This is a genomic window from Sphingosinicella sp. YJ22, from assembly GCF_011320075.1.
In the GTDB taxonomy this organism is placed as follows: Bacteria; Pseudomonadota; Alphaproteobacteria; order Sphingomonadales; family Sphingomonadaceae; genus Allosphingosinicella.
In genome coordinates this window covers 36,997-52,228 of sequence record NZ_JAANPA010000018.1, presented here as the reverse complement: position 1 = coordinate 52,228, position 15,232 = coordinate 36,997, and the positions used below count along the sequence as shown (strand labels likewise).

Annotated in this window: 14 protein-coding genes; 5 read left to right on the top strand and 9 right to left on the bottom strand. The window is 68.0% G+C overall.

Annotated features, from left to right (window positions below; all coding sequences use genetic code 11):
* Positions 1-91: 91 nt before the first annotated feature.
* From G7B71_RS08295 to G7B71_RS08285, 3 genes are all read right to left on the bottom strand, one after another.
* A complete protein-coding gene (locus G7B71_RS08295; RefSeq protein ID WP_166039789.1) occupies positions 92-781 on the bottom strand; it encodes an FKBP-type peptidyl-prolyl cis-trans isomerase in 690 nt (229 codons plus the stop codon).
* Positions 782-1,003: 222 nt separating this feature from the next.
* A complete protein-coding gene (rpsU, locus tag G7B71_RS08290; RefSeq protein WP_010126124.1) occupies positions 1,004-1,210 on the bottom strand; it encodes a 30S ribosomal protein S21 in 207 nt (68 codons plus the stop codon).
* A gap of 167 nt (positions 1,211-1,377) precedes the next feature.
* On the bottom strand, positions 1,378-2,196 hold the full coding sequence (locus G7B71_RS08285) for an enoyl-CoA hydratase-related protein (RefSeq protein ID WP_166039787.1): 819 nt from the start codon (positions 2,194-2,196) through the stop codon (positions 1,378-1,380).
* A 107-nt stretch (positions 2,197-2,303) separates the two neighbouring features.
* Between G7B71_RS08285 and G7B71_RS08280 the strand changes: the two genes are divergently transcribed.
* The 4 genes from G7B71_RS08280 to G7B71_RS08265 all read left to right on the top strand — a co-directional run bounded on the left by G7B71_RS08280 (position 2,304) and on the right by G7B71_RS08265 (position 6,572).
* Positions 2,304-2,861, top strand: coding sequence for a (2Fe-2S)-binding protein (locus G7B71_RS08280; RefSeq protein WP_166039785.1), 558 nt, complete (start codon positions 2,304-2,306; stop codon positions 2,859-2,861).
* A 157-nt stretch (positions 2,862-3,018) separates the two neighbouring features.
* The gene (locus tag G7B71_RS08275) at positions 3,019-3,891 is read left to right on the top strand and encodes an RcnB family protein (protein WP_166039783.1); all 873 of its coding nucleotides are present in this window, start codon (positions 3,019-3,021) and stop codon (positions 3,889-3,891) included.
* 94 nt (positions 3,892-3,985) lie between these two features.
* Positions 3,986-4,669, top strand: a complete 684-nt coding sequence (locus tag G7B71_RS08270; RefSeq protein WP_166039781.1) for a 2OG-Fe(II) oxygenase — start codon at positions 3,986-3,988, stop codon at positions 4,667-4,669.
* Positions 4,670-4,751: 82 nt separating this feature from the next.
* A complete protein-coding gene (locus tag G7B71_RS08265; protein WP_166039780.1) occupies positions 4,752-6,572 on the top strand; it encodes a DUF885 domain-containing protein in 1,821 nt (606 codons plus the stop codon).
* Here G7B71_RS08265 and pdeM read toward each other — a convergent pair.
* The 5 genes from pdeM to G7B71_RS08240 form a co-directional block, all read right to left on the bottom strand.
* Positions 6,569-7,231, bottom strand: a complete 663-nt coding sequence (gene pdeM / locus G7B71_RS08260; RefSeq protein ID WP_166039778.1) for a ligase-associated DNA damage response endonuclease PdeM — start codon at positions 7,229-7,231, stop codon at positions 6,569-6,571. The genes G7B71_RS08265 and pdeM overlap by 4 nt on opposite strands.
* Before the next feature lie 53 nt (positions 7,232-7,284).
* Positions 7,285-7,440, bottom strand: a complete 156-nt coding sequence (locus G7B71_RS08255; RefSeq protein WP_166039776.1) for a hypothetical protein — start codon at positions 7,438-7,440, stop codon at positions 7,285-7,287.
* A gap of 119 nt (positions 7,441-7,559) precedes the next feature.
* Positions 7,560-8,072, bottom strand: a complete 513-nt coding sequence (locus G7B71_RS08250; protein ID WP_166039774.1) for an Hsp20 family protein — start codon at positions 8,070-8,072, stop codon at positions 7,560-7,562.
* A gap of 151 nt (positions 8,073-8,223) precedes the next feature.
* Positions 8,224-10,725, bottom strand: a complete 2,502-nt coding sequence (locus G7B71_RS08245; protein ID WP_166039772.1) for a PAS domain-containing sensor histidine kinase — start codon at positions 10,723-10,725, stop codon at positions 8,224-8,226.
* An 85-nt stretch (positions 10,726-10,810) separates the two neighbouring features.
* Positions 10,811-12,013, bottom strand: coding sequence for a dipeptidase (locus G7B71_RS08240; protein WP_166039770.1), 1,203 nt, complete (start codon positions 12,011-12,013; stop codon positions 10,811-10,813).
* Between the two features lie 150 nt (positions 12,014-12,163).
* Here G7B71_RS08240 and G7B71_RS08235 point away from each other — a divergent pair, with 150 nt between their 5' ends.
* On the top strand, positions 12,164-12,823 hold the full coding sequence (locus tag G7B71_RS08235; RefSeq protein WP_166039768.1) for a hypothetical protein: 660 nt from the start codon (positions 12,164-12,166) through the stop codon (positions 12,821-12,823).
* Here the strand turns inward: G7B71_RS08235 and G7B71_RS08230 are convergent.
* Positions 12,820-15,228, bottom strand: a complete 2,409-nt coding sequence (locus tag G7B71_RS08230; RefSeq protein WP_279338397.1) for a ligase-associated DNA damage response DEXH box helicase — start codon at positions 15,226-15,228, stop codon at positions 12,820-12,822. The two genes, G7B71_RS08235 and G7B71_RS08230, sit on opposite strands and share 4 nt — an antisense overlap.
* Positions 15,229-15,232: the final 4 nt, after the last annotated feature.

Here is a 15,232-nt window from a genome sequence, read left to right as displayed (position 1 = left end):
GCAAGCGAGCGTCCAGGCTTCCAGGGATAATCCCGAAGTCCGAGCCCCCTCACCCCAACCCTCTCCCCGTCGGGGAGAGGGAGTTTGCTGATTACTGTCGGTTGCCGGGCTGCGGAGCCGCCTGAGGCTGACCAGCCGGCGGCGGAACCTGCGTGCCGGAACCCTCGGGAGCCGGACCGGCGCCCGGACCCGCGGGAGCGGGACCGCCCGGGCCGCCCGGAGCGCCGGCGGGTCCACCCGGACCGCCAGGAGCGCCACCGGGGCCGCCGGGGCCACCCGGTCCACCGCCCATCATCTGCTGCATCGCCGCCATGCCTTCGAGGATCGAGCCGACGCGCAGGCGGAATTCGAGCACCTCGTCATTGGCGACCGGAGCGCCCGGCGGAAGCGCCTGGCCGAGCGCGACCTGGGCCGGCGCCCACACCTGATAGACGCCGCCTTCGCGCATCTGCAGGATGACGTCGCGAAGGCCCGGGAACGGGCTGTCGACGCTCACCGGAAGCGGCTGGCCGCTGCGTGCGGTGCTGTCGAGAACGGTGCCGTCGGCCTTGCGGATCTCGAACTCGAGCCCGACCAGGTCGGCCGGGGTCACACTCGGGCCGGTGCCGGTCTCGACGACGCGGTAGCGAACACCGTTGGACGCCTCCGCGACCTGCTGCTTGGCGGTGCCGATCCAGGCGAGGCCGACGCCCAAGAGGACGACGGCGATGATCCCGATCCACAGCTTGGCGATGGAGCCCTTCTTGAGCGGCTGGAGCGGAACGGCGGTGACCGACGACATTGAGGCTGATCCCCCTAGGAGCCTAGCGCGGCACCCGCGCAAACGAAAAGAGGCGGCGAGATGTATCGCCGCCCCTTCCGGATGCCAAGGCTAGTTTGGTCGCAGGACAAGGCCCGCGCCCCGAATCGTCATGCTGAACTTGTTTCAGCATCCATTTTCGAACCGCACAGCGGGCGGGAAGATGGACCCTGAACCAAGGTTCAGGCCGACGACTTGTTATTCTTACCGAACGCCGTCGCGCTCGGCCCGCTTGCGCTCAAGCTTGCGGGCGCGGCGGATCGCGGCGGCGCGCTCGCGGGCGCGCTTCTCGGACGGCTTCTCATAGTGACGGCGCAGCTTCATCTCGCGATAGACGCCCTCGCGCTGCAGCTTCTTCTTGAGCGCGCGCAGCGCCTGGTCGACATTGTTATCGCGAACGATGATTTGCATAAAAGCCGTCAGCTCCGTTTCAATTCTGGCTTGATTGCCGGGGGCGGGCACTTGGGCTCCAGCCGCCGTCAGTCCAAACGCATATAGCACAAAACAGGTTTCGCCGCGAGACGGGTCCCGCGACGTTGGCGCGCCCCCTAGCAGGGGAAGGTGCGGGGATCAAGCATTCAAGGGTCGAGCGGCCCGAACTCGGGTTCGGTTTTGCCGAGCCGCGCCTTCACCGCTTCGCCAAGGTCGGCGCTGACGAGGGTCCCGGCATTCCAAAGCGCGACGTCGCGCAGCCCCTCCTCGACCGGGCGGCCGCGGCTGTAATTGAGGCTTCGCTTGGCGCCGGCGACGGCGAGCGGCGACTTGGCGGCGATGGCGCGCGCGATCTCGAGGCCCGACTCGATCGCGGCCTCGCGGCTGTCGGCGATCTGGTTGACGAGGCCGTGGCGCGCCGCCTCCTCGGCGCCCATGCGGCGGCCGGTATAAGTGAGCTCGCGAAGCACGCCGTGGGGAATGAGGAAGCCCAATCGCTGCAGAGTGCCGAGGTCGGCGGTGATCGCCACGTCCACCTCGGCGACCTGGAAGAAGGCGTCGGCGCTGGCGACGCGAAGGTCGCAGGCGGAGGCAATGTCGACCCCAGCGCCGATGCAGCCGCCGTGGATCGCCGCGACGACCGGCACCCGTGCCTGCTCGACCGCGCTGAACGAGTCCTGCAGCCATTCGATGTGGCGAAGCCGCGCCTCCGCCGCCCGGCCCGCGTCGCTCGCCGGCGGGAACTGGCTGGAAGCATATTCGAGGTCGAGCCCGGCGGTGAAATGCCGCCCCTGACCCGATATCAGGATCGCCCGAACTGCCGGATCGCGCCCGACGCGCCGGAAGGTGTCGCCGATCGCCGCGAACATCTCGCCGTCCATGGCATTGAGCTTGTCCGCCCGCGCCAGCTCGACATGCGCGACGCCGCCGTCCTGCGTCACCGTGACTCTCTCGCTCACTACCATTCTCCGTTCGAGCTGAGGCTGTCGAAGCCCTGTCCTTTCTTTCAACCGGTGAACAAGAAAAGGACAGCCCTTCGACAAGCTCAGGGCGAACGGATAGGTGGAAGGCCATGAGCCGCCTCATCGTCAACGGCCAGCCGGTCCAGTATCGCCTCGATCCGCGCACGCCCTTGCTGTTCGCGCTGAGGGAGGCGTCGAACCTGACCGGGGCCAAATATGGCTGCGGCACCGGCCATTGCGGCGCCTGCACCGTCCATGTCGACGGCCAGGCGGTGCGCAGCTGCCAGGTCGCGATCGCCGATTGCGAGGGCAGCCAGGTCACCACCATCGAGGGCCTCGCCGCCAATCGCGCTCACCCGGTTCAGCAGGCCTTCCTCGCCGCCAACCTCGTCCAATGCGGCTTCTGCATCCCGGGCATGGTGATGGCGACGGCCGCCCTGGTCGACCGCGGCCAGGCGTCGGCCGACCAGGACATCGACGGCGCGCTTACCAACATCTGCCGCTGCGGCGTCTATCCTCGGCTGCGCGAGGCGATCCGAACGGCGCTTCAGGCGCGTGGCGGACCGGTCCAGGCGGCGCCGCAAGCCGCGCCCGCGGCGGAGCCGGCCCCCGTTCCCGAGCCCCCGGGCGCGCAGCCTGGCGACGAAATCGTCACGCCGACGGAATGATCCCGAAAAAGGACGTGACCCCAAAAGCTTGCGCGCGGATTTCTGGTTAGTTCAGCAACCGCTCATCCGCGGAGGCGCACAGGTCGCCGCACGGGTGGCACGGGCAAAAGGTCGGCCTTGGGCTCGGTCGTACGCCGCCGCGAAAGGAGTAGAGAGTATGAAAAGGGCAGTGACCCTGGTTCTTCTGGCCGCGACCACGGCCCTTACCGTCCCTGCCGCCGTGGCGCAGGATTCGAACGCCAACGAGGCCCGCTCGGAGCGTCGGGAAACGCGCCAAGCCACTCGCGCCGATCGTCGGGAGGCGCGTCAGCAGCGTCGCAGCGACAGCCCGCGCGCCCAGGCTCCGGCCGAGACGGCCCAGGCTCCGGCCGAGACGCAGGTCGCCCCGGCGCGGACCCCGCCGGCGCCGGCCGCCGTCGTCGCTCAACGTCGCGATCGCGACGGCAACCGCAGTGACCGGGGCAATCGTCCCCGGGTGCCGCAGTCGCAGACCGTGCGCGACGCCTGGCAGGGCAATCCCAACGATCCGGCCCGCGCCCGTTACGAGCGTCAGGCGGCCGAGAACGCGCTTCGCTACGGCACCCGCGAGCAGCGCCGGGAGGTCCGCCAGGACATCCGTCAGGATCGCCGTGAAGACCGTCGGGACCGCCGCGAAGACCGTGCGGAGCGTCGCGAGGATCGCCGTGACTGGCGGCAGGACCGCCGCGCGGACCGGCGCGAGTGGCGCCGCGACTGGCGCAACGACCGCCGCTACGACTGGGGCCGCTATCGCAACCAGAACCGGTTCGTGTTCCGGCTGAACCCCTATTACTCGCCCTATGGCTACGGTTACGGCTACCGCCGCTTCGGGATCGGCTCGGTTCTCGACTCGCTGCTGTTCGGCCGCAATTACTGGGTCTCGGATCCGTGGCAGTATCGCCTGCCGCCGGCGCCTCCGGGCTACCAGTGGGTGCGCTATTACAACGACGTCATCCTGGTCGACACCTGGAACGGCCGAGTCGTCGATGTGATCTACGACTTCTTCTGGTAAGCCTTCTTGCCGAAAGCATGGGGAAGCCCGGGGCGCCCGCCGTCCCGGGCTTTTCTCTTGTCAGCCGAAGCCCGCCTGCGCATTTCTGCCGGCGATGAGCGAGGCTGAGAGCAATTACCGAGTCCGCATCGGCGCCTGGGTCAAGGCGCGGCTGATGCGCAATCCCGACGCGATCAAGATCGACGCGGACGGCCTCGACCTGTTCATCGTCCGCGACGTCGCCGACCCGCAGCTGTGCGGCGACCTCATCCGCCTGATCGACGCCGATCTCGTCCCCTCCGGCCTGCTCGGGCCGACCGACGACAAGGACTTCCGCACCAGCCACACCTCCAATCCCCACCCCGATCACCCGCTGGTCAGGGAGCTCGAGCGGCGAATCCACGAGGTGGTCGGGATCCAGCCCGAGCTTGGCGAATATGTGCAGGGCCAGCGCTACGAGGTCGGCCAGCAGTTCAAGCCGCATTACGACTGGTTCGACACCGCCGCGCCCTATTGGCCGCGGATCATGAAGTGCGGCGGCCAGCGCACCTGGACCGGAATGATGTTCCTCAACGAGCCGGAGGCCGGCGGCCACACTGTCTTCACAGAGGCTAAGGTCTCCGTCCGCCCGCGCGCCGGCAACCTGCTGGTGTGGAACAATCTCGACCCCGACGGGAACATCAACGAACGCTCCAAGCATCAGGGCAGCCCGGTCGAGGCCGGCACCAAATATGTGATCACCAAATGGTATCGCGAGCGCACCTGGAAGCCGCTCCCGCCAGATACCCCGCTTTATTGATTTTTCGAGGCGGCGCACCGGGTTGCCCCGGGTGTATCGTCCTTCTAGGACGCATGAACACCCTGTTTACCGTAAGGCCCGCATGACCCGCCGTTCCGCCGCCCTGCTGATTCTGGGCCTCGCCGCCTGCACCACCCCGACCGGCCCCGCGCCGCAGCCCGCGCCGCCGGCCGCCGACGCGCGCGAGGATCAGGGGGAACGCCTGCGCGCGCTGTTCGCGGCGAGCGACGCGGCGATGCTTCGGCGCAACCCGATCACCGCGATCGGCCGCGGCGACTTCACCAATGCCGACCAGCTCGGCGACTATTATAGCGACTCCTATGTCGCAGCCGAGAAAGCGGCGGTGGAGAGCGATCTCGCCGCCCTCGCCAGCATCGACCGCGCCGCGCTCAACGCCACCGACCAGCTCGCCTACGACGTGTTCAAGTTCGGCCGCGAGCAGGACTTGAAGGGCTTCGCGCCGGATATCCTGCCGCTGACCATCGTCCGCCCGATCAACCATTTCGGCGGCCTGCAGAGCTTCTACCCCGTGTTCGCCTCCGGCCGGAGCATCGCGCCGTTCCACGATGTCGACGATTATGAGGACAACCTCGCCCGCCACCGCCAGTTCGGCGCGCTCGTCGATCGCATCATCGCCCGCTTCCGCCAGGGTCTGTCGTCGGGCGTCGTCGACACCAAGCTGACCGTGCGCAACATGGTCGAGCAGATCGACAATCTGCTCCGCGACGCGCCCGAGGCCTCGCCCTTCTACGATCCCATCGAGAATTTCCCCGCCGCGGTCCCCGCCGGCGAGCGCGAGCGGCTGCGCCAGGCGCATCTCGCCGCCATCCGCGACGACATCTATCCGGCCTATCGCCGCCTCCGCACCTTCCTCCAGGAGGAATATCTGCCGCGCGCCCGCGACCAGGTCGGCCTCCTGTACATGGAGGGCGGCGACCGGCTGTACCGGCGCCTGATCGAGGAGAACACCACCCTGCCGCTCGAGGCGCAGGCGGTCCACGAGCTCGGCCTCAGCGAAGTCGCGCGAATCCGCGGCGAGATGGAGACGGTCAAGAGCCAAGTCGGCTTCGACGGAACGCTCGCGCAATTCTTCGAGCATCTGCGCACCGACCCGCGCTTCACGCCGGCGAGCCGCGAATGGCTGCGCAACCGCTATTTCGAGATCGGTCGAACCGTCGATCAGCGCATCGGCGAGCTGTTCTCGCACTTACCGAGCACCCGCCTCGACATCCGCGAGGTCGAGGCGTTCCGCGAGCGCACCGAGGCGGCCGGCTCCTACCAGGACGGCGCGCCGGACGGGTCGCGGCCGGGCGTCTTCTACTTCAACGCCTACGATCTGCCGGCGCGTCCGGTGTGGGGCATGGAGACGCTCTACCTGCACGAAGGCGCGCCCGGCCATCACTTCCAGATCATGCTTGCGGCCGAGAACGAGGCGCTTCCCAACTTCATGCGCTATGGCGGCAATACCGCCTTCGTCGAAGGTTGGGCGCTCTATGCGGAAACCCTGTGGGACGAGCTCGGCATGGAGACCGACCCCTATCAGCGCTTCGGCGGCCTCAACGATGAGATGCTTCGCGCGATGCGCCTCGTCGTCGACACCGGCATCCATGCCCAGGGTTGGACCCGCGAGCGGGCGATCCGCTACATGCTCGAGAATAGCGGCCTCACCGAGACCGACGTCACCGCCGAGGTCGAGCGCTACATCGCAATCCCCGGTCAGGCGCTCGCCTACAAGCTCGGCCAATTGAAGATCCTCGAGCTTCGCGCTCGCGCCGAGCAGGCGCTCGGAAGCCGGTTCGACATCCGCGCCTTCCACGATCAGGTGCTCAACACCGGCTCGCTGCCGCTGACCGTGCTCGAAGAGAAGATCGACACCTGGATCGCGGAGCAGCGCGCCGGCTAAGCGGCGACGGGAAAACGCAGCAGGCGGTCGCGCACCGGCACCAGCGCCTCGGCGCGGCTACCGACCGCGCGCAAGATCTCGGGATGATGGGCCTCGAGCCCGCCGGTCAGCGATCCGAAGGCGGGCAGGATCAGCTTGGTCTCGGCCATTACGAAGCAGCGCCGCGAGACGAGCCGGCCGCGGCGGTGGACCCGGAATTTCGGATGGAAATGGCCGGACAGCTCTGGTCGGGTCTCGGCGGGATCGGCCTCGTGGCGAAGCACCAGGCCGTCGACCGCCGCCTCGACCATCGTCTCGCCGCCGACCAGCGCCGACACGACGGGATCGTGATTGCCGGTGATCCACACCCAGCGGTGGCTTGCCGTGAGCTCGGCGAGGGTCTCGCACGCCTGGGGCGGCAGCCGCTCGCAGCCGCCGACATCGTGGAAGCTGTCGCCGAGGCACCAGATCTCCGCCGGATCGGTCGCCGCGGCGAGCGCGCCGAGATCGGCAAGCGTCGCCAGCGTGTCATAGGGCGGCAGCATCTGCCCGCCGCGCGCGAACCAGCTCGCTTTCTCGAGATGAAGGTCGGCGACGATCAGCGCGCGCCGGGCAGGCCAATAGAGCGCGCCCTGCGCCAGAGCGACGAGGTCGTGACCACAGAACGAAAAGCGAACCATAATCCCGCTATAATGCGGGCGCGCGTGGACTCAAGCGGCTGGAACGGCGCGTCTTACTGCGCGGCCTGGACCTGCGCGACGGCGGCCGGAGCCGGCATCTGCGACGCTTCGGCAGGCGCCGGGCTCGCCCAGATGAAGAGCGCGCCGGCCGCGAATCCCTGCATCCCGAGCAGGATGGGATTGGTGATGATGGCCTTGAGCTTCTTCACGGGGCGGCTCCACGGGTTACGGGCTCCGGTTGGCAGGACCCGCATAAACGAATGATGAATCTGTCGTTGGAAGGCACCGGCGCCGCGACGAACGGCGCCGGTGCGGCGATCAGGACGTCTTAGGCGCGTTCAACCTCGCCTTCGACGCGACCGGCGTCCGCGCCGGTCTTGGTGTCGCCAGCCTTGTTGTCGATCGTCCGCTGCGCCGGGGCGCCGCCGCTGATGTCGATCTTGCGGGGCTTCATCGCCTCCGGAACCTCACGGACCAGCTCGATGGTGAGCAGGCCGTCGGCGAGGTCGGCCGAGGTCACGCGAACGAAATCGGCCAGCTCGAAGCGGCGCTCGAACGCGCGGGTGGCGATTCCCATGTGCAGGAAATTGCCGTCCCGATTGCGATTCTCCGCCTTGCGGCCGGAGATCACCAGCATGTTCTGAAGCGCGGTGATGTCGATCTCGTCGCGGCGGAAGCCGGCGACCGCGAGGGTGATCCGATACTGGTCATCGGTCACCTTCTCGATGTCGAACGGCGGGTAATTGTCCTGGTCCGCGCGCGCGGCGTTTTCGAGGAAATCGAACAGCCGGTCGAAGCCGACGGTGCTGCGACGATAAGGCGAAAAGTCGAATCCACGCATGATATGTCCTCCTTCGAGCAACAGTTCACGTGAGGGAGCGCCCGGTGCGGAGCGCCCCCGGGGATACAGGCCGGACACCTTAAACCTGGTCGCCCGACAGCAGGAATCTGGGTGGAATCGCGCCGCCTTCAAGAGGCTCCGACGGCGAAAATCAGCCGGCTTGCGCGTCCAGCTGGTCGCCGATCGCCGCCGCCAGTTCGTCCATGCTGAACGGCTTGCGCAGCACCGGCGCGTCGCTCCCGAGCGCGGCCTCGATCTGGCCGCTCTCGGCATAGCCGGTGACGAAGATGATGCGCTGCTCCGGCCGACGGTCGCGGACCTGCCGAGCGAGCTCGGCGCCGTTGCAGCCCGGCATGGCGAAGTCGACAAGCATCAGATCGGGCGCGCCGTTGCCGAGCCGGCGGAGCGCCTCTTCGGCGCCGGCCACCGTCTCCACCTCGTGGCCGAGCTCGCCGAGCGCATCGGCGAGGAAGTTGCGCACTTCGGGGTCATCGTCGACGACGAGGATCCGGCACCCGGTGACCCGACACGCGGCGAGGCCGGGCGTTTCGCTCGCCGGGCTGACGGCTTCGCCTTGAGCCTCCGGCACGTGCGGGAGGAGGATTCTGATCGTGGTGCCCCGCCCCTCCTCGCTTTCGATCCGCACGGTTCCACCCGCCTGCTTCGCGATGCCATAGACTTGGGACAGGCCGAGCCCGGTGCCCTTGCCCACCGGCTTGGTCGAGAAGAACGGTTCGGTCGCCCGGGCGAGGACGTGCGGCGCCATGCCGCGTCCGGTGTCGCTGACGGCGATGCAGGCATAATCGCCGGCGGCGAGGTCGCTCCCCGTCGCCTCGCGATGCCGCCCGGTGGTAATGGTCAGGGTACCGCCCTCCGCCATCGCGTCGCGGGCGTTGATGGCGAGGTTGAGCACCGCATTTTCGAGCTGGTTGGTGTCGCACAGCGCGTGGCCGGCATCGTCGGCGAGCATCGTCTCAACCGCAATATTGGGACCGATCGTGTGCTGCAGGATGCTGCGCAGGTCGGCGATCAGCTTGTTGACGTCGACGGACGTCATCGACAGCCGCTGCAGCCGCGAGAAGGCGAGCAATTGGGTGGCGAGCTTGGCGCCGCGCCGGCCCGAATCGAGCGCCGCCTGGGCGAGACGCTGCAGCCGCGGTTCCTCGAGCCGGCGGACGATCATCTCGAGGCCGCCGATGATCGGCGTGAGCAGATTGTTGAAGTCGTGGGCGATGCCGCCGGTAAGCTGACCGACCGCCTCCATCTTCTGCGACTGGCGCAGCGCCTCCTCGGCGCGCTCGCGTTCCGCCACTTCCTGCCGAACCCGCTCGAGAGCGTCGAGAAGATCCCGGGTCCGCTCCTCGACGCGCCCCTCGAGCGCGGCCTCCGCTTCCTTCGCCTCGGTGACGTCGTGGGCGACGCCGATAAATCCCTCGACTTCCCCGTCGGGACCCCAGCGCGGCTGCGAGGTCGAACGGATCCAGCGCCACTCCCCGTTTCGGCCGCGGTAGCGCGCTTCCAGGTTGAACGGCTGCAGGCTCGCTTCTCCGGCGATCGACTCCGCGACGATTCGGTCATGGTCGTCGGGATGGAGGATGGTGCGCCAGTCGAGCGCCGCCGCTTCCTCGTAGCTCAGCCCGACGAAGTCGACATAGGCCTTGTTGACGAAGCTGCGGGTGCGGTCCGGCTTGCTCACCCACATCGGCACCGGCGCCGAGTCCGCGATCAGTCGGAACCGTTCCTCGCTCTCGCGCAGCTTGAGCTGGACGAGGCGCTGCTCGGTGACGTCGTAGCCGGCGACGAAGATGCCGCTGACGCTTCCGTCCGCCTCGCGGGTCGGCTGGTAGACGAAGTCGACGAGTCGCTGCTCCGATGCGCCATCCGACGCGCGGGCAAGCGAAACCCGTGTCGAGTGGCCGGTATAGGGCTCGCCCGAGGAATAGACCTGGTCGAGCAGCTCGAAGAAACCCTGCCCGCTCACATCCGGCAGCGCGTCGCGGACGGTCTTGCCGATGACATCACGCTCGCCGACGAGACGCAGATAGGAGGCGTTGGCGATCTCGAAGACATGGTCGGGGCCGGCAAGCACCGCGATGAACACGGGCGCGCGGTCGAACAGGGTGCGCAGCCGCTCCATCTCCGTCTCGCGCCGCCGTTCCGCGAGCACGGTCGCGGTGGTCTCGGTGCAGGCGCAGAACATGCCCTCGACCGCGCCGCCGTCCCCGCGCAGCGGGCTGTAGGAGAAAGTGAACCAGGTCTGCTCCTCATAGCCCTTGCGGGTCATGGTGAGCGGCAGATTCTCCCAATAGGTCGCCTCCCCGGCGAGCGCCTGGCTCACGATCGGGGAGATGTCGTCCCAGATTTCGAACCAGATCTGCTCGAACGGCTCGCCGAGCGCCGGATGCTTGGCGCCGAGGATGTCGACGTAGGAATCGTTGTAGAGGAAGGTGAGTTCCGGCCCCCAGGCGAGGAACATGGGGAATTTGGAGCTGAGCATGATCCCGACCGCGGTCTTCAGCGACTGCGGCCAGTCCGCGATCGGGCCGAGCGGCGACGCGCTCCAATCGTGACCGCGGACGGCCTCGCCCATCATTCCCCCCGCGCCGAGGAAGGACAGGCTCAAAGCGGGGAGGGTCGGCTCGGCGGGCTGCATGGGGGGCACTTCACTCCCGTGTCACCCGCCCGTTCTCTTACTAGCCAAGTTACCGCGCCTTGAAAACCCGCGCTTTTCCGCTGTTTCAGCCGGCCGACGGGGCCGCCGCCGCGGCCTGGACCTGGCGCATGACCCTCATCAGATTGCCGCTCATGATCTTGGCGATGTCGGCCTCGCTGATCCCTTCGCGGCGCAGGCGCGCGGTGATCCGCGGAAGCAGCGACACGTCCTCCAGCCCGCGCACGCCGCCGCCTCCGTCCCAGTCGGCACCGAGGCCAACATGGTCCGCGCCCATCACTCGGATGACGTGGAGAAGCGCGCGCATATAGGTCTCGAAGTCCGCATTGCTGAACGGCTGGGCGGCCTCCAGCGCGGCGCGGTCGCGAAGCATCTGCCGACGCTCCTCGTCGCTCATCTGGGCCCAGCGCCGCTGGCGCTGCTCCATGTCGTCATGCCCTTCCGAACTCACTCCGGGGGTCAGGAACAGGCTGTTGAGAAACAGCACGCCGCCCGACCGCGCCAGACGCCGAAGCCGCTCGTCGTCGAGGTTGCGGGGGTGGTCGAAGATCGCCTTCGGCCCCGAATGCGACGCGATCACCGGCGCCCGGCTCAGCTCGACCATCTGGTCGAACGCCGCATCGGACGAATGGCTGACGTCGATCAGCATGCCGAGCCGGTTCATCTCGGCGACCCAGCGCCGGCCGAGCGGCGACAGGCCGCGCCAGCGCGCCTCGCCGGTGGTGCTGTCGGCAAGCTGGTTGGTGCGGCTGTGGACCGGGCCGGCCATGCGCACGCCCAGCTTGTGGAAGGTCTCGAGCAGGCTGAGGTCGTCGCCGAGCGGCCAGCTGTTCTCGATGCTGAGGAAGGCGATTCGCTTGCCCTCGCGCCAGGCCTGCTCGGCCTCGTTCGCCGTCGTCACGAGCGCGACGTCGTCGCGATAGGCCGACAGCATGCGGTGGATTTCCGAGGCGCGCAGAAGCGCGGCGTCGCGCGCCTGGCGGTAACCCGCGGGCGTCACCTCGCCTTGCGGGGTGTAGATGACGAAGAAGCCTCCATCGAGCCCGCCCAGCGCCATGCGCGGCAGGTCGACCTGGCTGTTGTCCTCGGCGAAATAATGGTGGTCGCCGAAATCCCAACCGTCGCGAAAGCGCAGCGGCACGTCGAGATGGGTGTCGAGCACCATCATCCGGTCGTGGACGTAGCGGTCTTCGGGAGTGACGTCGCTCTGCTGTGCCGCGGCCGGCGAGAGAAGGACAAGCGACAGGGCGGCGGCGAAAGCAAGGCGCATGCAGGACGTCCTCGAAGTCATGGGTCGCGGCAGATGATCGACTGCCTGCCGCCGGGTCAAGCCCGACGTGGAACCCGATCGCGCGGATGGATTTAAGCAATTGAGTTCGCTATGCTGCCGCCCTCGTGCGGGGAACCGGTGGGGTCATTGGTGCGCAAGAACAAGTCGGATGAATCGAACGGTGCGCCTCCGACGGAGGCGGCCCTGCGTTGGGAAACCATCCTGCGCGATATCCTGGTCCCGCGACTCACCGAGGCAAAGGGCGACGCCTTTTCAGCATTTGACGCCGAGACGTTCCGCGCCCTGCTGTCGCGAGACGAACCGGTGGAACCGACGGCCGCGCCGGTCGCCTCGGCACCCGCTTCGGAAGCCGCAGCGCAGGACGACGGGCCGGTCGCCAATGATCCGGAGATTGTGGCGACTGTGTTCACGGGCGCGGCCCAGCCCGCGGTGCTGACCGCCCTCCAGGCGATCGACTGGCTGCAGAGCCGCTTCGGCGCGGATATCGATCACGAATCCGCTTTTGGCCCGCCGCAACTCACCGTTTCAGAGAATGGGGTGGGCACCGCCATCGGCTCGGTGTCGATGGACAGCATCGGCGCCGACATCTCAGGGCTTGCCCAAGGCGCGCTGGTCAATTTTGGCGACCGAGCCATCATCGGCGCGAACGAAGGCGATCTTGTCGGCGGCATGTTCCTGGTCATCGACTCGAACGGCCAGGCCGGCTTCCAATATGGCGAGGACGAGATCCTGGTCCTTTTCAAGGGCCTGCCGAGCACCGACCTGACGGTCGACGTCCCCTTTATTTAGGGCACCTCGGTCCGCATCGCCTCGCCGGCGAGCGCCTCGACCTCGATCAGCAAGGCGTCGTCGCCCGCGCCCTCGGTCACCGCCTCGCGGCCGATCATCACCAGCACCGGCACCGCCATCGGCGACACGCGGTCGAGCCTGGCGTGAACCATCGTGTCGGCGGCGCGCTCGACCAGGTCGCCGAGCCGCGCCACTTCGGTGAGGCGGGTGCGAGCATCCTCCCACGCGGCGCGAAGCAGGAGATGGTCGGGCTCGTAGCGCCTGAGCACGTCGTAGATGAGGTCGGTCGAGAAAGTGACCTGCCGCCCCGACTTGCGCTTGCCGAGCTGCTGGCGCTCGACCAGCCCGCCGATGATCGCCACCTCGCGGAACGCGCGCTTGAGCAGGTTCGAGCTCTGCACCCAGTCGACGAACTCGTCCTCGAGGATATCGGAGGAGAACAAAGCGCGCGGGTCCTCGATCGGCTCGAGGCCGTAGACGGCGAGCGCATAGTCGTTGCTGACGAAGCCCAGAGGCTTGAGCCCCGCGCTTTCCATGCGCCGGGTGATCAGCATGCCTAGCGACTGGTGCGCGTTCCAGCCTTCGAAACTGTAGGCGACCATGTAGTGGCGCCCCTCGTGCGGGAAGGTCTCGACGAGCAATTGGTCGGGCTGGGGCAGGATCGAGCGGCGCTGCTGCACCTCCAGCCAGTCGCGCACGTCATCCGGAAAGCGGTGCCATGACGACGGGTCGGCGAGGTATTGGCGGACCCGGTTGGCGAGGTGCGTCGTCATCGCCATGCGGATGCCGGTATAGGTTGGAATGCGCGCCGGCTTGCTGCTCGCCTTGACGATCAGCTCCGGCGCGTCGATCCGCTCCACCTCAAGCGTCAGCCCGGCGAAATGAAAGGTGTCGCCGACCGACAGGGTCGAGGCGAAATAATCTTCGATCGTGCCGAGCCGGCGGCCGTTGCGGAAGCGCACCTCGAGCACCGGCGCCTCGACGATGATCCCGGCATTCTCGCGATGCTGCTGGATGAATTTCGGCGACGTGACCCGCCACTTGCCGTCCGGGCCCTTTCTGAGCCGCTTGAACTTGTCATAGGCGCGAAGCGAATAGCCGCCGCTCTCGATGAAGCTGAGGATGCGGCCGAACAGATCGGCGTCGAGGCCCGCATAAGGCGCCGCTGCGGCGACCTCGGCGAGCAGCTCGGCCTCGTCGAACGGGCCCGAGCAGGCGACCGCCATGACATGCTGGGCCAACACGTCGAGGGCGCCCGCACGGAACCGGTCCGGATCCAGCGCGCGTTCGCCGATCGCGTCCAGCGCCGCCCGCGCCTCGAGATATTCGAAGCGGTTGCCCGGCACGACAAGTGCATCGGACGGCTCGTCGAGCCGGTGGTTGGCGCGGCCGATCCGCTGCAAGAGGCGCGACGAGCCCTTGGGTGCGCCCATCTGGATGACGAGGTCGACATCGCCCCAGTCGACGCCGAGATCGAGGCTGGCGGTGCAGACGAGCCCGCGCAACCGGCCCGCCGCCATCGCCTCCTCGACCTTGCGCCGAGCCTCAATCGACAGGCTGCCATGGTGGATTCCGATCGGCAGCCCCTTATCGTTCACCGCCCACAGATCCTGGAAGGTGAGCTCGGCCAGCCCTCGGGTGTTGCAGAAGACCAGAGTCGTCTTGTGTCGCTCGATCTCGCCCATCACCTGGTGGATCGCCCAGCGCCCGGAGTGACCCGCCCAGGGGACCCGTTCGTCCTGCGGCAGCATGATCTCCACCTGGGGTTCGGCGCCGGGATCGCCCCACACCATGTCGACCAGGTCCATGTCGCCGTGCGGCGCCAGCCAGGCGCGGTACGCGTCCGGGTCGGCGACGGTCGCCGACAAGCCGACACGCCCAAAGCCCGGCGAGAATTTCTCCAGCCGCGACAGTGCGAGTGACAGGAGGTCGCCGCGCTTGCCCGATGCGAAGGCGTGGATCTCGTCGATCACCACCGTCTTCAGCGACGCGAACAGGGTGGCGCTGTCCTCGTGGGTGAGCAGCAGGCTCAGCGATTCCGGCGTCGTGAGAAGCATGTGCGGCGGCTGCTTGCGCTGCCGCGCCTTGCGGTCGGTCGGCGTGTCGCCGGTGCGGGTCTCGACCTTGATCGGCAGACCCATCTCCTCAATCGGCGTCAGGAGATTGCGCCGCACATCCACCGCCAGCGCCTTCAACGGCGAGATGTAGAGGGTGTGGAGGCCGTCGGCCGGCTGCTCGATGAGTTCGATCAAGCTCGGCAAGAAACCCGCCAGCGTCTTGCCCGCTCCGGTCGCCGCCACCAGCAGCACGCTGCGCCCAGCCCGGCCCGCCTCGACCATTTCGAGCTGGTGGCGCCGCGGCGTCCATCCCCGCGATTCGAACCAGTCGGCGATCACGGCGGGCAGCGCG